At 64.1% G+C, this 19573-nt stretch carries 17 protein-coding genes; 4 read left to right on the forward strand and 13 right to left on the reverse strand.

Features of this window, described 5'->3' with window-relative positions:
• Positions 1-111 precede the first annotated feature (111 nt).
• Positions 112-1185: a hypothetical protein gene (locus ED92_RS37755; RefSeq protein WP_037347125.1), complete on the forward strand. Its 1074-nt coding sequence runs from the start codon at positions 112-114 to the stop codon at positions 1183-1185.
• Positions 1186-1786: 601 nt separating this feature from the next.
• Here the strand turns inward: ED92_RS37755 and ED92_RS41520 are convergent.
• The 3 genes from ED92_RS41520 to ED92_RS37770 form a co-directional block, all read right to left on the reverse strand.
• The gene (locus ED92_RS41520; protein ID WP_152611123.1) at positions 1787-3112 is read right to left on the reverse strand and encodes a hypothetical protein; all 1326 of its coding nucleotides are present in this window, start codon (positions 3110-3112) and stop codon (positions 1787-1789) included.
• Between the two features lie 186 nt (positions 3113-3298).
• Entirely contained in the window at positions 3299-4246 is a 948-nt protein-coding gene (locus tag ED92_RS37765; RefSeq protein WP_152611124.1) for a PE-PGRS family protein, read from the reverse strand.
• Between the two features lie 168 nt (positions 4247-4414).
• A complete protein-coding gene (locus tag ED92_RS37770; protein ID WP_037347128.1) occupies positions 4415-5119 on the reverse strand; it encodes a hypothetical protein in 705 nt (234 codons plus the stop codon).
• A gap of 226 nt (positions 5120-5345) precedes the next feature.
• Between ED92_RS37770 and ED92_RS42620 the strand changes: the two genes are divergently transcribed.
• A complete protein-coding gene (locus ED92_RS42620) occupies positions 5346-5915 on the forward strand; it encodes a hypothetical protein (protein WP_152611125.1) in 570 nt (189 codons plus the stop codon).
• A gap of 33 nt (positions 5916-5948) precedes the next feature.
• Here the strand turns inward: ED92_RS42620 and ED92_RS41525 are convergent, their stop codons facing one another.
• From ED92_RS41525 to ED92_RS43555, 5 genes are all read right to left on the reverse strand, one after another.
• Positions 5949-6524 carry a terminase TerL endonuclease subunit gene (locus tag ED92_RS41525; RefSeq protein WP_052121161.1) on the reverse strand — a complete coding sequence of 192 codons (576 nt, stop codon included), beginning with the start codon at positions 6522-6524 and terminating at the stop codon, positions 5949-5951.
• A gap of 115 nt (positions 6525-6639) precedes the next feature.
• A complete protein-coding gene (locus ED92_RS43715) occupies positions 6640-7002 on the reverse strand; it encodes a terminase large subunit (protein ID WP_052121163.1) in 363 nt (120 codons plus the stop codon).
• On the reverse strand, positions 6999-7373 hold the full coding sequence (locus ED92_RS43720) for a terminase large subunit domain-containing protein (protein ID WP_255355413.1): 375 nt from the start codon (positions 7371-7373) through the stop codon (positions 6999-7001). The genes ED92_RS43715 and ED92_RS43720 overlap by 4 nt, the downstream gene beginning before the upstream one ends.
• A 211-nt stretch (positions 7374-7584) precedes the next feature.
• Positions 7585-7959, reverse strand: a complete 375-nt coding sequence (locus ED92_RS37780; RefSeq protein ID WP_235213487.1) for a P27 family phage terminase small subunit — start codon at positions 7957-7959, stop codon at positions 7585-7587.
• A 961-nt stretch (positions 7960-8920) separates the two neighbouring features.
• Complete coding sequence (locus ED92_RS43555) at positions 8921-9109, reverse strand: hypothetical protein (RefSeq protein ID WP_235213488.1); 189 nt, start codon at positions 9107-9109, stop codon at positions 8921-8923.
• A gap of 39 nt (positions 9110-9148) precedes the next feature.
• Here ED92_RS43555 and ED92_RS43560 point away from each other — a divergent pair, with 39 nt between their 5' ends.
• Together ED92_RS43560 and ED92_RS42625 are read left to right on the forward strand one after the other, a co-directional pair.
• Positions 9149-9394: a hypothetical protein gene (locus ED92_RS43560; RefSeq protein WP_235213489.1), complete on the forward strand. Its 246-nt coding sequence runs from the start codon at positions 9149-9151 to the stop codon at positions 9392-9394.
• Between the two features lie 379 nt (positions 9395-9773).
• Entirely contained in the window at positions 9774-10160 is a 387-nt protein-coding gene (locus tag ED92_RS42625; protein WP_152611128.1) for a hypothetical protein, read from the forward strand.
• Between the two features lie 77 nt (positions 10161-10237).
• On the opposite strand, the gene ED92_RS43565 is transcribed toward ED92_RS42625, so the two are convergent.
• From ED92_RS43565 to ED92_RS37820, 5 genes are all read right to left on the reverse strand, one after another.
• A complete protein-coding gene (locus tag ED92_RS43565; RefSeq protein WP_369797487.1) occupies positions 10238-10912 on the reverse strand; it encodes a tyrosine-type recombinase/integrase in 675 nt (224 codons plus the stop codon).
• A gap of 1313 nt (positions 10913-12225) precedes the next feature.
• Positions 12226-13479, reverse strand: coding sequence for a DUF3322 and DUF2220 domain-containing protein (locus tag ED92_RS41540; RefSeq protein WP_052121169.1), 1254 nt, complete (start codon positions 13477-13479; stop codon positions 12226-12228).
• A gap of 41 nt (positions 13480-13520) precedes the next feature.
• Entirely contained in the window at positions 13521-17087 is a 3567-nt protein-coding gene (locus ED92_RS37810) for an ATP-binding protein (RefSeq protein WP_052121171.1), read from the reverse strand.
• Positions 17080-17862: a DUF4194 domain-containing protein gene (locus tag ED92_RS37815; RefSeq protein WP_152611129.1), complete on the reverse strand. Its 783-nt coding sequence runs from the start codon at positions 17860-17862 to the stop codon at positions 17080-17082. Before ED92_RS37815 ends, ED92_RS37810 begins: the two co-directional genes overlap by 8 nt.
• Positions 17855-19453 (reverse strand): DUF3375 family protein, encoded by a 1599-nt coding sequence (locus tag ED92_RS37820; protein ID WP_081976059.1) that lies wholly within the window; start codon positions 19451-19453, stop codon positions 17855-17857. The genes ED92_RS37815 and ED92_RS37820 overlap by 8 nt, the downstream gene beginning before the upstream one ends.
• Between the last annotated feature and the right edge of the window lie 120 nt (positions 19454-19573).

Consider the following 19573-nt stretch of genomic DNA (forward strand, 5'->3'; position numbering starts at 1 on the left):
CAGCACCGCTACCCAGCGCCCGCTGGACAGCCTGAATCTCGGAGTCGTTCGGATATACCGGGCGTCGAGGTCGCCTCACGTCGGGCCATCACACGACAGGCAGAATGAGTCATGCGCGACCTGGCTGAGAGACCGGTGACGTTCAACTATGACTACAACATGGCGTGCTCGGCCTGCCCGGCGCTTACCCCGCTGACCAGCACCGACTACCACCAGCAAATCAACCAGGCGCACATCGCGTGCCACGGGTGTGGCGCCAGCATCCACTTCGGGCGAGCCGTGATGGCCCTGCGCGACGCCGCCGACCCGGCCCTCGACGACGGCTACCTCACCGGTGTTGCCTGGTATCACACCAGCACGTACTCCGACTGGCCCGTGGGGAGCCGCACGATGCCCGCCGCGACCCTCGATGCACACCGGGAACACATGTCCTCGGAAGCGGCCGAGAACGCCAGGGCCCGTCATGAGAACCAGGCCCTGCATGTTGGCACCTACGAAGCGGCGATCGAGTCGATGCTGCGCCGAATGAGCGACCAGGACGACGGCGGCGCCCAATTCTTCCTGTACCGCGTGGCACTCCGCGTTTTAGACCTGGTGGTGGAGCGGGGTTGGCGAGACGAGAACACCGAGCACGCCGCGCGCCTGAGCCAAGACGACCTCGGCGACGCCGACGTCGTCCGATACCTCAACCTCTTCGAGTCACCCGGTTCGATCTCCCTGGCCATCCGTCCGTCGGCGATCGCAGCGACCCAGCAGATTGCGCTACCGGTCGACACCCTGCGCGACGGTGTCGAGCCGAGCTTACTCGCTGAGGTCGGCGCAGTTCGGATCGAGCACGAACGCCGCGAAGCAGAGCGTTTGCGCCATGGACCAAGCCCGCTCGACCTGTTGCGCCGCAAGGTCGAAGCCCGCCGCGACGCCATTGCTGGACTGATACCCACTGTGCGGCAGAAGAACCTGCCGCAGCCGCTCCATCAGCTGCTCGTCGACCGGTACCTGCCGGGCGTATCGGAGCCGGTACGGGAACGGTTCACGAGCGCGATGAGGGCCTGGCACGGTGCGCAGGAAACGCTGGTCGGCGACGCCGACTACGTGACACGATTCGCGAGTATGGCTCCGATACTTACGCGCCATCAGGAGGTTCGACAGCTCATTGCCGCAGATAGCGTAACCACATTCAGGTAGGCGCGAGAAGGCCGCCTCGGTGATCGGCCTGGGCGAGTGGAAGCTGTTGTTCGGCTGCGCTCAGCGTCATGACGGAGCTGGTGCTGCGCGCGGAACTGTGAGTACGTAAGGGTAGGTATTACGGGCAGCGGCGTGTTGGATCTCGGCGGCTTGATGTTGCAACGAGGATTGAAGTTCGGTTGAGGAGCCAATTTTCTACCGTTGGTTTGGCGTCGGTCGTGTGCGACGGGAACGGTCCATTGATCGAGGGGATTCCAGCCCACTACGTAGACGCCTGCTGTGGTGTTCATGTGGGTGAGATAGCGCTGGGCGAGTTGGGTGTCCTGGGCAGTGAGGACGGCATCGTGCCAGGAGCCTTTGATTTCCAGGGGAACGCTGATGATCGGTGCTTCTGCGGTGCGGTCGTCGGGTGCGTGTGTGTCGATGACGATGTCGGGGCGTTCGCCGGAGTCGCTGGTGTCAGTGCGGCCGCGATTCGCGCCTGGTCGTCGAGGCGTACCACGCGAAGGTCGAGCACACACACGCAGCGATCGCCCTTCGAGGGAATCCGTTCAAATTCTGTCGAGGGGCGATCGCGTGTGGCCTTGTACTTTGCAAGTTGTCAGGATGCGATGCTGATGGCTGCTGCTCCTTGGTCGAGCCATCCGCCTGGAGCGGTGGTGTCCTTCGCATAGACCTGGTTGGCTGAGTTCCGCAGTACCAGTCGACCTTGGTCGCTGATGGCGACCTGCACGGCGGCAGCGCCCTGGTCGATCCAGCCACCGGCGCCGAGGTGGTCTTTGGCGTAGACGTGGCCGTCCGGTGTCAGGATTAGGAGCCGGTTCGCGCCGAGCTTCAGCTGAGCGGCGGCGGCGTTCTGATCGAGCCATCCGCCGGGGCCGGTGATGGTGTCCTTGGCGAAGACGGCACCGTCGGTACGGATGAACGCGACACGTCCTGTTGAGCTCACCTCGACGTCGGTGGCGGTGTAGCAGTCGCTTTGCTGGATCCACCCACCGTTGTCGAGGTTGCTCTTGGCGTAGATCGCGCCGCACGGTGTCACGATGGCGACCCGGTCCACGCCGACGGCGACATCGACAGCCTGGGCGCCCTGATTGAGCCAGCCTCCAACGCTGCTGATGTCGTCCTTGCCGTACACCCAGCCGTCTGGAGTGATGATGTACATGCGACCACCGAACCCGACGACCACTTTCACGGCGGCGGCGCCTTGGTCGAGCCAGCCGCCTGCGCCGAGGTGGTCCTTGGCGTAGACGCGGCCCGCTGGGTTGATGAGCGCGACGCGGCGGCCGCCGACGTCGATCGCCGGTGCCGCGGTGTTCTGATCGAGCCAGTTGCCGCCGGCCAGATCGTCCTTGGCGAAGATCCGGCTGTCGGGGGTGAGCAGAGCAACCCGGTTCGGGACGAGTCCACTGTGCACAGTCCCGAACCGCCAGACACGCGATACCCAGCCCGCCGCTGGAGCGGGGACCATGTTGTCGGCGCGGGTCACGAGCCCTGAGCCCGCCGGCGAGTTCGATTGGACAACGTCGAAACGTCCATTGCCGTGATTGGTGATCACGACCATGGTGTGGGCGTGCGACCAATCCTGGTCGTTGCCGGTGCCGTTGGTGTACTGGATGACGTCGCCCTTGACCGCGGAACCGAGCGCCACTTCCTGTGCGCCGGAATTGCTGTAACCGCTGATAATGCCACCACCGCCGAAGTAGCCTCCGGCCGCCGCCACCCAGCGCTGCACGCTTTTGATGCACTCGCCCGGCTGGTTCCAGCCAGTTGGACGGGACGTCCCCAGTTCTGCCAGGCCCGCGTCCGCCACATCGGCGTTGGTGAATGGCTGGACCGCGTGAGCGGCGTTCGTGACCATGATGCTGCTCAGTGCCAGCAGTACGGTGACGAGGATTGCGCCGAGACGTGCTCGCGCATTGTTCAAAATCTGCCCCCTTCGATCCGCGAAGCAGACCTCGCTTCGTCTGTCAGCCAGGTGGCTGTCGCCAGAGGTCCGCTCGTTGTTACAGACCTATGTCCGTGCGTAGGCTGCGCTGGACCTGAGGTGACCGACAACGGAATGACGGACTTCGTTCACCAGTACAGGACATGAGGCCGTTCACTCTTGACGTCAGAGGAACGCCTCGGCAAGCGCAGGGAGCGCGTCGGCGATGTTGCGGAGTTGCACGCGGGCGGCGTGTTCGGTAACGAAGTCGCGCAGTGGGATGTCGCTGTTCCCGTAGCGGGCTTCGTAGCGGGCCCGTTGTCGGCGGGAGGCTCGTGAGAAAAGGCTGCCTACTGGGCTGGTGCTGGTCTGGAGGAACCGGATCGGGTCGGTGCCGGCGACCCAGAGTTCCGGACGGCGTTGGTCTTCGTGCAGGGCGAGGTGGACGAGGTCTTGGGTGATGCCGCGTTTGCGCATCATGTCGCCGCCGGACCAGACGGCGACCTTGAACTCGGCGACTCGTTTGTTGGTCTCGAGGTCGAAGGGTCGTGACTGGTCGTTTCCTGGTCCTAAGGAGGGCCGGTTGGACACGACTTCGCCGTCCTCGAGGATGTGGGGCAGGGCGAGGGTGATGACGGTGGCGTGGATGACGTCGCTGACTCTGCCGACGTCGCGGCGGACAGTGAGAGCGGCGTGTAGCAGTTCTTCGGTCAGGCCGGCGGCGGCGGTGATGTCGCCTGCGGTGGTGCGGTCGGCGTTGAGCAGGTTGTGTTCGAGGGTGCTGATTCCGGTGGTGAGTGGGCCGGTGCGGAGGAATGCGACCAGGGTTGCGAATGCGCGCGCCGCCTCATCGACCGTCGACCGGTAATCCGGCACGGCCGGTTCGATGGCTGCAGAGGGGCGGGTTTGCTTGGTGGTCGGGTTGGAGGAGGCGGTGCTGGTGGTGAATCCGAGCCTGTCGAATTGGTGGCGGGCGGTGTGGGAGGTGAAGGTGGTGCGGCTGATCCCGAGGACGGTTTCGAGGGCTTGCTTGACGGGAAAGCGGGTTGCTTCGATCTCGACCCAGTGCGGTGTATGTCCTCGGAGCCTGCTTGTCACGGTGGCGTGGTCGAGCTCGAAGTGGTCCCCGTTCACTGTCAGCCTCATGTTGACCTCCTACTGGGCGTCACGCCGACGAGCACACCACCACGGGGCTTCCGAGCGCCGGGCTTCGCCCTACGCCGCGACGATGACGGGTCGTCCGACTGTCCTCGGTCGTTACGGGGTGACAGGCATTGGTACGTAAACGTGTTGATGTTCGGCCTAGCCCTCCGACCCCGTGTCTGTGGATGTCGTGAGCGTTTCGGTGATCGAGCCGAGCGCTTGGATGATGTTGCGGCAGAGGTACTCGAAGATCTCGGCGGGTGTGTTTCGTCCCGGTGCTATCGCGGCGATCTCCAGCTCGACGGCTCCGCCTGCGTAATGGGCGAAACCGCCCTTCGATCGCAGACGTTGAAGGTCTCGGAGCGGCTTGACGGCGTCCGGCGTTCCGCCGCGCTCGGCGAGGTAGAGCTGGAGCAACCCCAGGCTCCGTGTCTGGGGATCGGGCGGTGGTGTCTTCAGCGCGCGTTTGATCTGGATCTCGTCGAGACTGTCGACCAGGACCTTCGTCAGGGTCAGCAGCGGGCTCAGGAGAGCATTCATGTCGTTGACGACCGGTGCGTGCAGGGCTTGCCACTCGGTGGCCGCGGGTTCGGCGAGTGGCCGCCATAGCGGCCAGCCCTGATGGCGTTGAGCCGCGTCGTTGGCGCATGTGACCGCGGTTCGCAGATCGCGGACGGTGTCGGGGCTCGCGGCGATCTTGTTGAGGCGCTCCCGTTCGAGTTTTCCGGAGTCGGGTTCGCCACCTGTGGGCGCGACGTTGTGGCTTTTCCAGTGGTTCCACTCCGGCGACGGCAGTCGCGAGAGGTCGTAGAGGTCGACCTCGACGAGGCCGTCGGAGGTTCGGCCGATCGAGAGGCCCCACACGTCTAGGCAGGTGATGCGGCTCGCGGTGACGGTGTAGCGGCGCGGTTCGTGGAGGTAAAAGTCGAGGACCTTGGGTTGGAATTACACCCAGGTCCAGAAGTGCGGGCCGGTGCGCATCGAGGATTCCAACCCCGGGATCTGCGCGTCGTGTTGTCGAGTGATCCACTGCTCCGGGCTCAGTTCGGCGAAGTCAACTGCCGTCCATGACCACCACTATCATTCATACATGCCGAACAGTCAGACGCCGCTTTGGGTATCGATGCTACTCGCCGGAATCGCGCTCATTGGACCATTGGGTGCGGCCTGTATTACAACAAAAAGGGACGACAAACGCTGGTCTCGGGAACTGGCAAGAGAGCGTGAGCGCTGGCAAAGGGAAGACAGTAAGAGGCATCAAGACCTTAGTCATGAGTCTCGCATGAACTGGCGAGATCGCCGGGTGGAGGCATACTCGGAACTTCACGATGCCCTGATGCTCTGGCTAGAAGGTGCCGTGAAGGCCATAGATGTGACCGATGCGGAATTCGCCGACGAGATCGACAGCATGAACGAGCGTGCCGCCAGTGTGCGCAGGCTCGTCTCGCGAATTCGAGTAGTGGGCAGCCGCGAGACTGAGGGTGCTGCAGACCGACTGCTCGGACTTGTATATAAGCACTATTCCAGAATCAAGAAGAAGCAAACTGTTGAGGAAATCAGTGAGGTAGCACAGGAAATATATACTGGACGCCAGGCATTGAAGATCTGTTTCAGAATGGACCTGGGATTAGCCGGTGTCGAATCTCAAGTGTACTCGTAACCTCACATTCTTCGGCTTCTGACCACGCAGTCGTCAGCCCGAGACCGCCATAGCGGCGGTGGGTACGGCGTCGATGCGCTTGCCGGTCTTTCCGCGTGGGGGGGGTTTGTCGGGTCGGATGAGGTCGGGTTCTCCGGGTGGATGGCGCACCTTCACCCAGTCGAAGCAGAACGCCGCCACGGGGTTGCCGTGGTGTGACCATGAGCGGGCGCGGGTGAGCGTCATGAGTTCGGCCATGCCGTGAGTCATTCCGCGGAACGTCTGTGGCACTGGGTACATTGGCACTCGCGTGACGCGTTCGAGGCGGTGGCGGACGGGTTCGCCGCTCCACTCGTCGTAGTTGATATCGGCGGCCCGCAGTGCGGCGCAGCCGGCGGCGACGTCGGCCTCGATGACCTCGTAGTCGATGACCTCACCTGGAGTGGTGGTGATCCATCCTTGATCGACCCATTGGGAGATGCGGTGGTCGGTGTGCTCGTCGAGGAAGTCCACTCCGGCCTCGGGCAGCCAGAAACGCCACAGTGCCGAGACATGACCGCCGATGCCGTCTCGCACGATCAGGTACCTGGCCGTCAGGTCCAGTTTGGACGCGAGGTCCAGGCCGCCCACGCTGGCCGGCGAGCGACCAGCTCCCGCAGGCGTGCGGGTTCGGCGAAGTCGGTTCCGGTGCACGCGGCGTAGAGGTGCATGGGCATCCACCGCGGAAACCTCGAGACCCACTGATTCAGCCGTACTGGCGGAAGCTGGTCTCCCGTCCCGGATCGTTGCGCGCTTCGAGCGCCTCTTCCCGTAGCGCGGCCAGCGAGAGGAAGTCGCCCAAGGCCGGGTTCGCGCAGTACCAGTTCAATTCGTCCCGGGGGGCCGCCTCGGCAGGCAGGTTGCGCAGGTATACGAACCGGTGCGGGGCGCGGGAGGGGTTTTCGGCGATCTTCACGCACTCGTCGTGCTCGGACTTGGCGAAGCTGGTGGGGTCGTTGCCCGCCGTCGTGGCGGCGAGCAGCAGTGGCTGCACGCGGGTGCCCATGCCGGTGCACAGCGCGGCCCACAGGTCGCCGTTCGGTTGGGTCAGGACCTCGTCGAAGATCACGCACGATGGGTTCGACCCGAGGTTGCCCAGCGCGTCGGCCGGATGACCTGATACACGCTGTTGGTCTCGTCCACGATCCGGGCGGCGTGCTCGACCACCCGCAGCCGCTTGGACAGCACCGGGGACAGCGCGACCATGTGGGCGGCGACGTTGAACACCAGCCGCGCCTGGTCCTTGTCGCTGGCAGCGCCGTAGACCTCGGCGGACTCGACTCCGTCCCCGACGAGCATGTAGAGCGCGACGAACGCCAGCAGTTCGAACTTGCCGTTCTTGCGGGCGAGCTCGATCCAGCCGGACCGGTAGCGGCGGACGTAGGTCTGCCACTCCGGACCTCGCCGAACAGCGGCCGGACGATGTCGTCGCGCTGCCAGTTAGCGAGGATGAACGGGGTCCTTGCCCACCGGTCTTTGGTGTGCACGCAGATCTCTTCGGCAAATGCCTGCGCATGATCGGCGCGCTGCTGGCAAGGTGGTCGCCGCGTTGGCGCAGGCACGTCCGTCGAAGGACCAGCCGCACACCGGAGGTCGCGGGGACTTCGGCGTGCCGGTCTTGGAACTGGGTTTGGTCGTGAGGGAACGAGGTTTAGGAGTGGAGGCGGCCCGCGTCGCCCGAGGTCCCGCCATCGGCGCTCACCTCGGCCTTGATCGCCTGCCGGTCCGACGGCGTCAGCCCGAACCGTGCCGCGAACGTCAGGAACGTGCGCTCGGAATCGGCCTGCTCCTTCAACGCCGGATTCGGCACCAAGCCGCCGCCACCGGGAACCAGTAGCGCGGAGCCGTTCACCAGGGCAGTAGCCACGGCGTAGCAGGCCAACGCCTCGCACAAGACGCCGAACGCGTCGACGTCCCACGCGGTCAGCACCTTGCGGGTGATCATGCTCGGCGCGAGCCGGTGCCAGATTGCCCGCCCCTTCTCCGACGGCCACTCCGGCGGCACGACCTCCACGACAGGCGGCACTGGCTCTGCATCGTTGATCCGGTCCTTGCGGTCACCGTGCAAGATCCGCAGCGAGGTTGGCTTCCCCGCAGGTCCGCGCCTTCCCATGAGGCGACCACCACCAGCGGGACGTGTAGCGAGCAACGCTTTAGTCTTACGAAAGACTAGTCAAAGACTAGTTCTGAACTAGTTTTGGAGACGCGTAATAATCCAGGTTTAAACCCGAAGAGTAGGCAGACTTAAGATTCCAATGCGGCTGTAACTTATAGATTACAAGCCGACTTAGTTGTCAACTAAAAGTTACACCGACCTTAGTGTCAACCAAATCTAACATCGCAGCAAGCAAAGTTGTTGCGCTGCAACAACTTTGCTCCACGACAAACGACCCCGACTTACCGGCCCGTGTGGGGTCGGTTATTCTCGTGCACGGCGTCACTTGCTACGTGGTCTCCTCGTTCTCGATCGTCCGGGGTAGGCGATCGCAAGACCGGCAGATCGCCGGAAAGGAGAACACGAATGGGTGAAAGTCGACGGGATGGAGATGGCTCCGGTGAACCACCGCCGGACAAGTGTCACGGATCGTCGCCCGAGAAATCTGGTGATGGACCGTTGGATCGCGTCCCCAGCCGGGAAAAGAACCTCGACTGGAGACGCAACCTCATCACGGTGATCCAGCTCCTCACGGCGCTGGCTGCCCTAGCTCACGAGTTTGGCTACCTGCTGAGCTAGGCAGGGGTGGGCGTCCGACTCGGGCGCCCACCCATTCACATCGTTACGTACCCTGAGTACTTGACTCTCACCCAGGGTACGAGTCAAGTATCGCATCGCCGTCACGCAACGGAGCGTCGGGGGACTTCGTGATTGCTTAGCTAGAGCCGCTCGACGCCTTGCCGCGTCCCTTCGCTTAGGGGGCGGTGGTGGCCTTCTTGCGGGCGGCGCCGCGTCGCTTGGCTGCGGCGGTCTGTCGCTTGCGTGGAGGCATTCAGTTCACCCCCCTCTCGGTGTCGTCGGGTTCGGGCATGGTGACGCCGAGCAGTTCCGCGGTGGCGTAGCCGTCGAGGTACTTGTCCCCGATGACGACGAGACCGGCGGGGGCGAGGAAGGTGTCCTTGTCGTCCTGGCTCTTGAAGCAGACGCAGAACCAGTACTCGCTTTCGGTCGCGAGCCGCATCCGTTCCAACTCGCGGGCAGTGCGTTCGCAGAAGCCGTGGTGAAGCACGTTGAGCTCGGCGCGCGCGTCGTCCTCTTCATCGCCCGTGTACTCGACGCGGCGAGCGGGTCGGCTTCCGGCTCGGCCGTGAGCAGGGCCAGCACGTCATCGTTGGGCTTCATGCCGGACACGGACTACGCCATTTTGAGCTGCGCGAGCAGCGCGGTACTGGGGTCCTCAGCGGGCGAGGTCATGGCCCAGCACTCCAGCTCGCCGAGGGAGAACCAGTCCAGGACGCGGGCGTAGTCTTCAGGTGCGTGACGGCTCAGCGGTTAGATGAGCCGGTCGTCCAGGGTCTGTCGTGTTGGCAGAGCGCGACGGGCGCAAAGACACGCATTGGCTTGATGGGTGTGAACGATCTTGGACGTTGATTGCGATTGCTGTCAGGTTTCGGCAGTCTTGGTGTGGTTAGTTGCGCCCTCCCTGCGTGAAGGATCAGGGACGTGCCATGACTACAACTTGTTCAAGCAACTCCGGTGGCCAGCGGGATGATGGTATGGCTGGGGGAAGTTCGTCGGGTCCTCTGGGGCGAGATGCTGAGGCTGTTCCGGTGGCTGACAGGATCGTTGCGTCGTTGCTGATGCCTGTCGGAGGTTCAACGACGAGGGGTATGGTTCCTCCGCCGTTGGCTGAGCTCGGTGCGTTGGTCAAGGGCGGCTCGGTAGGTTTCAGTCTTGTTCGGATCGATGAGACCGGCACTGTAGCCGCCAAGGTCGCTCTTTCTCAGCTGGATTGGTGCGCGGGGCAGTCGATTCGGTTCGATGTGTCCGCTGGTCTTCTTGTCGTAGGTCGGACGAGTGAACGTATGACCGCGCGCATCCCATCGAAGATGGGTGTGGCGCTGCCCTCGAGATTTCGGTCGCGGTGCCGGATGCGGGTGGGGGAGCAGGTGTTGCTGGCGTCGTTGCTCGAGCATGATCTGCTGGTGGTGTATCCCCAGCACGTTTTGCATGCGATGGTCACCGGCTTTCACGCATCGCTGCTCGACCGTGGCGACCCGCGAGAGGGCTGACAGGAGCCGGAGGTGGTGCTCGCGGGGAGACCGCGAGCACCACCTCCGGCATACAGGGCTGTTTTGGCGCCCTGGGGTCAGGCCGCGAGCGGGTGTGGTTCGCCGGTGAGTGCGGCGAGCGCGGCGGCGACTTCGGTGATGTCGGCTTTGACGTAGCTGGTGGTGGTGAGGTCGCTGCCGGTGTCGGAGTGTCCGGCGTAGGCGCGGGCCACACCGATGCCGAAATTGCGCTCGACCCAGGTCAGGGTGGTGTGCCGCAGCCAGTGGGCAGTGACCTGCAAGGCCCGGGCCCACTCGAGCTCAGCGCTGACCCGGCGGAAGATGTAGTCGTAACGGCGTTTGGTGATGGGGTTGCCGTTGGCGTAGCGCAGGAGCTGCTCCTTTCGGTCGCCGTTGCCGCGTTCCTCCCCGTGTGCGATGAGGTGGCGCATCAGGGTGGGAGAGACGGGTTGCCAGCGTTCGGTTTCACCTTTCTCCCGGAGCAGGACGGTGCATTGCCGTCGATCAAGGTCCCTCGGGCGGAGGGCGAGGGCACCGCCGCGGCGGCAGGCGGTCTCCTCATGCAGGCGGCAGAGGAGGGCGTCGAGTTCGGGGTCGTTGCCGGTGCTGGCGACGACGTCGTTGAGCTCGGACAGCTGCCCGTTGGGCAGGGCCCGGCGGGTGGAGGGATTGCGCCGTGGTTTGGTGACCCGGCGGGCGGGATTGCGGTGCTGGTCGAGCCGGCCGTCGTTCTCCAGTGCTTGTAGAGGCAGCGGACGGCGGCGATGAAGTTCTCGGCCGCGTTGCGGCCGCCGCGAGAGTTGCGGCGGACCACGGCCGTGGCGCGCGCGATCTCAGATTGGGCTTTGATCTCGGTGGCGGTGATCGTGTCCATGGGCCGGTCACCCCACACCGCCTCGGCTTTCGCCCAGTACGACCCGTAGGAGGCTGCGGTGCTGCGGGACAGCAGCGCGGCGACGACGGGAATCCATTCCCGGATGGTCGGCATGGGCCGGCGCCGCGACGACTCGTTCTCCTGTGCGGTGGTCGTGAGGAGTTCGGCGGGGTCGACGCCGAGACGGTCCAGAAGAAGACGAGCGGTTTCGAGGTCCTGCGGGCTGGCGGAGTTGCTCATGATGCCTCCTCAGTGGTGGCGAGCGAGGCGTGGAAGGCGCGCAGCATCGCCTGCACGGCGGGTTCGGGGTGGACGACGAGGACGTCGTGCTCGGCGTCGGCGACCAGGAGCATGCGGGCGCCCGCATCGACGCCGCAGGCCCTGCGGACCGTGGCGGGGAGGCAGACGTAGGGCTTGCGGGCATGACGAAGACGCCGTCGGCGCGCCGGTGGATCACCACCGACGTCTGGATGAGCGTGATCAGCAGCCGGTCGCCCGCGCTCCAGTCCAGAGCCGCTACCGCACCCCGGTCCTGCAGGCGCCCCCCGGCGTCGAGCACCGCGATCGACAATCGCGGCCCGCTGGCGGCGCCTGGCGTGTGCAGGGACGGAAGCTCCAGCGGAACGGGGGATGACAACGGCGACCGGACCCGCGCGGACGCGGGGACAGCGGTGGGCAGGGACACCGATGAGATCGGACGGGTCATGACACACCTCCCCGGACTGCCGTACGCGGGGAGGGCGCGACCAGGATCAGTCTAGACGACCAGGTCGTACCGGTAACGCAAGAAAGACCCGCCGAAGCGGGCCGATTACTCTGTGCTGTGGGAGATCCACCATGAATTTGTGTCCGAGGGGGGAGTTGCTCACTAACCACAACACTTAGGTTCGCCTGATCAGGCGTAGTAGCTGCCTAGGACTCCGTCAGATCGGGCTCCTTGTCCAGTAGCTACGTACCAGACTCGTGCAGTCTCGACCTCGCGGCCAAGCTCGACATGACGGCGTGCCCTCGGTGCTGTGGCGGTTCTGGCTCCCCACGGCAGCAGTACGGTCGTCCTCGACGGCCGGACATGCTGGGTAAACCGATGGGCTCCTATTTGGTTCGCTGAACCGCAGTTGACTAACCCGCCGGACGAATAGAACGAACAGGCGAGAGGCAAGCGCAGAACTCCAAGTTTCCGTGCTTGTGGCCTCAGCCAATGGATACGGCTTCTCGTGCGATGTGCAGCGGAATGCGTTCCTGCTCTACGCGTCGGTGTCGAGTCCATGACGGCGAGCAGAGGTTCTCGTAAAGGGCGCGCTCAGACTGAGTGAGATGCGGAGTTTCACGCGGGGTACGAGCTTGTAGCGGCTTGCCGTGACGGTCGATGTTCGTGCCGTATCTTTCCCACTTTTCGTACGCGACATGGTCCATGAGTAGCGACTGCGCCTTCACACCTGCGGCGCGAAACTCGTTAAGGATCTCGAATCCGTCTGCGTCGATGTCACCCCAGTAGAACACTGTGTTTGCGTTGGTGATCCATCTGAAGGATGCTGCCGTGGCTCCGCCGCGGCCGTTGCCTTCGACGGCGACGCCGGCGGTCAAGGGCGGGAAGTGGATCGCGGTGTCCTTGTTTTCGCTGATGATGACGATGCGGGGGATGTAGGGAAGTGCGGCAGGGTCTCCGACCGTGGCACAGTCGTGTCTGCGGCCGTCGGCAGTGAGGTGTCCTGGGTCGAGGTAGGTGAAGTGTAGTCGGGGAGGGTGGGGTGGCAGCAGGCCCAGGTCGTCGATTCCGGCGAGGTTCTGCACCAGACCCTGCCGGGTGCTCAGCCATTTCGCGTGCATGCCCTCGATGGGGACCTGCCGAGGTGTGAGCGGTTCGAGGGTGCCGGCTGCGGCGCGGGCTGCGAACCAACGGGCGGCGCGGTTGAGTAGCTCGAAGTCCACTTCACTGTAGTCGAGAATCTTGCGTAGCACGTTGGGCGCGGCTTGCATGTGCGGGTGCTGTTCGATCAAGATGCGAGCGCGGGTCCGGGCAGTGGCGAGCAGTGGTCGCCAGCCGGTGATGCGAGCGGCTGAATCGATGTCGTTCACGACGAGGTGGGTTGGCAACTGCTGTTCCGTGCCGTGGACACGTCGTTGCCGCCAGGTCAGCGACAGGCTCGCCTTCCTGGCCTGCTCGCGCCAGATATTGACCAGATTGACGACATCGCCGAAGACTGAGGCCAGTTCTTCGGCGTTGGGTTGCCCTAAGGGGAACGAGTGCGGCCAGGGGTAGGCGCGGCCTTGCGGCGAGTCTTGACCTTGATCGCGGACGGTGCAGGCCCGTTGGCCTGGGGCGAGGCTGGGGCCCCGCCATCCCTGCTCGTAGAGTACCGTGTCAGGCCAGGTGCGTAACAGTCTGTTCCTCACGTCTGCTGTGACGGTGATCGGGGTCTTGATCCCGGCGATGAGACGGTCCATGTTCGTGTTCCGATTCACGTCCGTTGTCTGAGCGTGGCTTGTCAGCTGGCGTTGTCCTGGCGTGCCAGGTTTCCGGGCGGGTCAAGGATTGCTGCCGCAGGTTGATCGGTCGTGTCTGTAAGGCTGGCTAAGGTTGCGCGGAACGCCTGGCGATCCTTCACCGGATGCAAGAACGAGTAGTGCGTGCGCGTGTTCTTAGTTATTGCGAGCAATTCGTTCATGTGTGGTTCGAGACCGGTGACCTTATCCAGCGGTGCACCGATGATCAGTTGGAAGCCTAGGCCTCGCCATGCTCGGACTGCTCTTCCGGCGAATTCGGCATCGGATTTGATGAAGCCTTCGTCGAGAAATACCGGCGCGAATCGTGGCCGCTCCCGCAGCTGGTCGCCGAGCCGGAACCGGAGTGCGGCACCGACGATGAAAGCAATGAGTTCCTGCGACTCACCTCCTGACTTTCCGCCGAGCGACGAGTGGGTCGAGATAAGTTGGTTGGTCTCCAGGTCATAACACTCGGCGGTTATCGTGACGTGCTTGCGGACGTCGAGCAGGCGGTCTCGGTCACGCTCGACGGCCCCGGGCAGGGCGCCGCCGCGGCCGCGTGCGACCGGGAGTCCACGTTCGTCGTCCCTTGTTCGGATCTGGTTCATGAAGGCCTGAAGGTCCTTGAAACGCGTTTCGAGTTCGTCGTCGCTCAGCTGCTTGGTCGCCAGTGATGACAGGCGGGCCAGCTCTCGACGGAACGTTATGACGTGATCGAACACCTGCCGCTTCATCCGGATGCGTAGCCGGTTGGCGTTGGCGCCGAACGGCAGGTCACGGAGGATGCTGTTGATCGGATCGAGGCGTTTCTCAATCTCGTCGATCGCATCGCCCATGGAGTGAGCAAGCGGCACGAGGTCCTGGCCGGACCACTTGGCGAGCTTGCTGCGCCATTCGTCGCGGCGCTTGTGCAGGCCGATTGTTTCGATGTCGTCGTAGATGCGCGAGTAGTCGGCGTAGGAGGAGAGCTTCGTGCCTAGGTTGGGGTCTTCCCATAACCGTTGGAACTGTATGAAACGGTCTTCTATATGCCGGGTGAGGTCTGCGACCGCACGTTTGGCGTTGTCCAAGCCGGACCTGAGCTGTCCGTGCATGGTGGCGAGATTCTCCGAGAAGTCACTCAAGTTTGGTGCTCGATCACCAGCGGCGGCCGCGAACTCCTCGTCGAGGCGGCGCTTTTGGTCGTTGGTGAGCAGGACCCGTTGTTCCCGATCGATGCGGTCGAGCTCGTTGACCGCGTTGTCCTGCCGGTCAACAAGGGTGGCATGTTCTTCGTTTAGCTTTTTTTCCTGTTGTTCGTGAGAGTAAACCGTGCGCCGCGCTTCTTCGAGTTCGCCGTGGAGAAATCTAATGTGTACTTGCATTGCCTGAAGCCGGTCATTGCTGGCGAGTAGTTTTTCCCGCCGGGCCTCGAGCTCGGAGATGTGTCGATCCGACCCAGGCACGTCGATATCGTCCCATCGGATTTGCCCCACGGCTTGACAGGCGCTGACCTGTGCTCGCAGCGTGGATTGCTCTCCTTCGACACGCTGGATCCGTGCCGTCAGACTACCCAGCTCAGTGTCGATCTCGTCGAGTTCAGAGTCGATCGAGTGGAGCACGTCGGTGTTGGAGAACCCGATCATGTTGTGGCGGTCCGCGCGTCCGTGCGCGCCGCGTCGGCCCTGTCGGGTCTGCCCGGCTAGGGTCACTCGATACCCTGGCCCGTTGAGGTCGTCAGGACTGCGGACGCACAGTGCGTTGCGGGCCTCCTGCGTGACATGGTGGAACACCCACGAGGTGAACAGCGTGTCCTTAAACTGTAGTTTGCCGGCGATTCGGCTGGGGTCGGCCGTTGCGGGCAGTGTCGGGTCCCATTCGCTGAGCGGTACTCCGACGAACGTGATTCGGCCGGTGAGGCGTAACGGGTCGATGCGGTGGGAGAAGTCCTCGAGCCGATCTGCGGGGACCAGGAGTTGCCGTGCGCTGGCGCCGAGGACGGTCTCGATGGCAGTGCGCCATTCCTGGTGCCCCCCGGCGACGTCGATGAGTTCGGCCAGGAACGGCAGTTCGTCTGGAGTGAACCCGGCCGCATGGGCGACCTGCTGGCGTAGCCCGTCGAGCCATGGGGGGATGCTCCCACTCCGGCCTTCGTAGGACGCACGCTCGTTGCGGAGGTCTCGACGGCGATCGAGGAGGCGGACCTCGTCTCCCTTCAGATCGTCCCGTCTCATTTGCACCTCGTCGGCGGCGGCGTCCGCGTTCCGCAAGAACTTGGCGGCTGCCTCGCACAGGAGATCGTAGTCGTCCTTCGACCCCAAGCCACCCGCAAAATGACCGACCAGAGCTACGGTCTTTCCCGCGAGATCGGCTCGCCGCGCGTCACGGCCGAGCCGACGATTGGACTCGTTCTGAATCTCCGTGGCGATCTGCCGTAGTGTTCCGCCGCCTGCGGCGTCGTGTTCGGCCTCTGCCCGCTGTACCGCTTCCTCTGCTTCTCCCCGGGCCCGCTGGGCCCTCACGAGATCGTCCTTGTTTTGGCGGCGCCGCTCGCGATTGGTGTCGGCCGCGACGGTGAGCAGTTGATCCTCTGTGCGCAGCGCCCACAGCCCGATGGGTGAGTCGGCTCCGAGGGCCAGCCCGAAGGTGTCGATGACTTCTATCTCGGTTTCCGCGGCACGCAGGTCCTTGTTCCAGGACTTTATCGGCGCAAGCAGCTCAGCTTTGTCCTGTTCATCGCGCATCTTCAGGTAGGAGTCCTCGAGGGCGTTGAAGTGCTTGACGGCGCGGTCTGCGTCGTCGTAAGTGGCCGGCCGTTCGAGGACCATCTCCTTGTAGAGTTCGTCGACGGTACGGATCTGGTGGCCGGCCTGGACTCGTGCCAGCAGGCGCAAGGCCTTGAGACCGTCACCGTTGGCACCGATGCCCAGGCGCGTGAACAGAGTCTGGGAGAACGACTGATACGTCTCGTGGTGCCGTAGCCCAGGAACTGCCGCTTTGACCTGTGCCGGAGCGAACGGCGCCGGGCGAGTGGTGGTCAGGGGCGCAAGTTCCGCCAGGTCGAGATTCCCGTCGAAGGTGAACATGCGACTGACCACGTCGGCAGAGCGGGTGGTCCTGGCGCTCGCATAGTAGAGGCGGAACGCGGTCAGACGACGTCCGTGATCGCCGATGAACGTCGCGCCGACCGCGCCCCAGGTGTCGGTGGCGTCCCCCCGCAGGACCTTGGCTTTGTGCTGGCCGTCCGCACCTTCGGTGGTGTCGACCTGGCCACGCAGGTACGACAGCAAGTTTCGCTGCTCGGCTGAGCGCGCCCGACCGCCGACGGCGTCGTTGGAGGCACCGTTGAACGGGGTGTCAGACGGTTGGAGCAAAGCTAGCCAGGCATCCTGGATCGTTGATTTCCCACTGCCCGACGATCCGGACATTAGCGTCGAGTCGTGATCGAGCTCGACGATCGTGTGGCCCTCGAAGCCACCCCAGTTCACGAGCTGGATTGTTTCCAGGCGATGCTGCACCGTGGCAGCGACCTGTTGGACCTCGGCTAACGGTTGCGGCGAGGCGCGATCAAGAACCTGTTCTTCAGTCACCAGACACTCCCTCGTCGGTATTAGGAATCGGGGCATCGAGAACCCCGCTGACCGGCGAATCGACCGCGACGTCCGAGGAGCGCTGCTCGCTTCCGTTTTGCTGCCGCAGCCATGTGAGAAGTTCGTTCAACTTCGCTAGGGGCATGACGACTTCGATCGCGCGAGCAATCTCGAAGCGCGCAGCGGTCTTGCGTCCGATGAGTAGCCCTGTCTTGTACACGTTGTCAATCGCGCGCTCGACTCGACCGCGGTCAGCGGCCTTGTCCGTCGCGTGGGCGGGCCTGAAGCGAGCAAGGTAGTCATGGATGTCGTCGCGATCGGCGAAGGCGCGGCCGTTCCCCGCCGCCTGCTCAGTGTGAAACCGCGTACGGAGGAAGAGCAGTACGATGGTCTCCTCCCGGGGCCACGCGCGGTCGTAGAACAGTGTGGGGAACCGCCGGCCACCGCCCTCAGGCACAGCCTGCCTCTTGAAGGCCACCTCGCGCTGGGTATCCAGTTCGAGGACCATGAACAGGTCATTCAAGCGCGATCTGATGGGACGTGGGTTGCCGAGGAGGGCTCGCCACTCCCGCGGATGCGTCTGAGCGCTGATGAACGGCTCTTTGACCAGCTGGACCAGCGCTTGCCGCTGCGCAAACATGAGTCCACCGTCATCACCCTCGAACAGCGACAACGTCGACGTCCTATCCAGCTCGTCATCGAACTCCTCGAGGTCGGGGAACTCCTCGCCGACTCGCCCCCGATCGCTCGTGGCCGCGTCGCCGTTTTCAGTCATGCGGCCGCCCGTCAAGTCGGTCGCCTTCTGTGCTGCCCACCTCGTCAAAGTCGTTGCGGTCGGTGAGTCTTGTTACAACTGGTTCTGCTGTCGCGCGGCCTGCAGGAGGACCCCCATCGCCCTTCCTGGTCGAGCTGACCACCTCGGGCGCGAACAGCGTCCGTCGGGTGCCATCCGGACGTACTGTCTCATAGGCCTCGGCTTTGCCGGTGACATCCAGGTCATCGGTATTGGCCGCAAGGTGGAGCACGCCGAAGATCTCCACCGGGCGACGCAGCGGGTCGGGCAATTCGGTGAACAAGGCACCACCCGAGGGCGGGCCGCCGGGTACTGCCAGGCGCTTCAGCCACGACGTCATCGCGCCGAGCGAGGGGCCGCCTTGGGTCATCAGATCTCGCATAGACATTTCGACGGGCTGATGGTCGGACACATCGGCAAGGGGTGGCGGCGGGACGCTCACGTCGGCGTCGTGGAACCGTTCCCGGAGCACAGCGACGTCGATGTCCGACGGCAACAAGGGCACCAGTACCCTGGCCTTCGGGCCGGCTGACTCCATCCAAGTCGCTGTCTCAGCCTCCAGCGCCCTCAGCATCGCGTCAAGTTCACGATCGCGCGTCAGGTCGTGCGTGATGATGAATTCGCGGAGGGCCGATGTTGCCCGCGCTCGCTCCGCAATCACCCGACTCATACCTTGTCGGATGAGGGACACAGTGCCCCGTAGTTCGCTGCGGTCGGAGGTCGTGAGGATTTCTTCAGCCAAAGGGTGGGCAAGCAGGGCAGCGATGTCTTCGCGCAGCTGCTCGACCAAAGCTTGGTCGCGCAGCAGGTCGAAGGCACCCATGAACGCGCGGCCCTCCTGGGTGGACTCCTCGAGGGTGTCCGCACGCTGCAAGTACTCGTCAATGACTTCGCCTGCCGGACGATCCTCAGCGCGTAGTGATGCGAAGATCTGATCCCGCAGTGCGGTAAACGACTCCGAGACACGTGCGAAATCCGACGGCAGGCCAGAGACGAGTTCGGTCAGCTCGGCGAAGCCCTGCAGCATGTAGTCCCCGCTGACCGTCGGCATGTCCCCACCGGCCAATAGCCGATCACGTTCCTGGGTCAAACGGGAGATCTCGGCATCCAGGATGCTGACTCGCGCAGCGCGATCGGGATTCGCCACCCGGTTGAACCGCCGGGCCTGGTCGAGGATCGTCGCGATCCGATGTTCGGACAGCGTGGCCCGTTCCCGCATCAACTGCTCGACCAGCCGCAGTGCGTCCTGGGCATGTGAAGTGAGCGAATACTGCTCGGCACCGTCCTCGGCGAGAGAGCGGATAAGCCACTGACCGGAGACCCACTTGCGACAGAGATCCCTACCAGAGCCGGACGGGATCCGCCTGTCGGCCACCCCGGCCAACCTCAGTTCATCAACGAACGTCTCGACCATGCTGTGCAAGCGGACGGCCGTAACCACCGGCACATCGCGGGTGAAAGCCGACCGGAACACTGCGATGACCGCCGCCGCGTGAGCTTGGTGCAGGAGCGACAACGTCGGTTCCTCGAACGCAGCCACCACCCGCGCGCGATCCGCGACGACATTCGACAACTTACGCACCTCCTGCCCAGCACGCCCTGCCCATATAGCAACAGGCTAGCGACCAGCACCGACACTTTGGCCGCCTCGAGACTCACGAGCGATGGTCCATCTGGATTGATAGTGATCAGA

This window comes from Amycolatopsis sp. MJM2582, from assembly GCF_000754115.1.
Lineage (GTDB): Bacteria > Actinomycetota > Actinomycetes > Mycobacteriales > Pseudonocardiaceae > Amycolatopsis > Amycolatopsis japonica.

Excerpts from the sequence above, each read along its gene's own strand:
- ED92_RS41540 (WP_052121169.1), bottom strand. The coding sequence starts at position 13,479 with ATGGACCGTCTCATCGCCGGGATCAAGACCCCGATCACCGTCACAGCA.
- ED92_RS37755 (WP_037347125.1), top strand. The coding sequence starts at position 112 with ATGCGCGACCTGGCTGAGAGACCGGTGACGTTCAACTATGACTACAAC.
- ED92_RS37815 (WP_152611129.1), bottom strand. The coding sequence starts at position 17,862 with ATGACTGAAAACGGCGACGCGGCCACGAGCGATCGGGGGCGAGTCGGC.
- ED92_RS43555 (WP_235213488.1), bottom strand. The coding sequence starts at position 9,109 with ATGCGGCTCGCGACCGAAAGCGAGTACTGGTTCTGCGTCTGCTTCAAG.
- ED92_RS42620 (WP_152611125.1), top strand. The coding sequence starts at position 5,346 with ATGCCGAACAGTCAGACGCCGCTTTGGGTATCGATGCTACTCGCCGGA.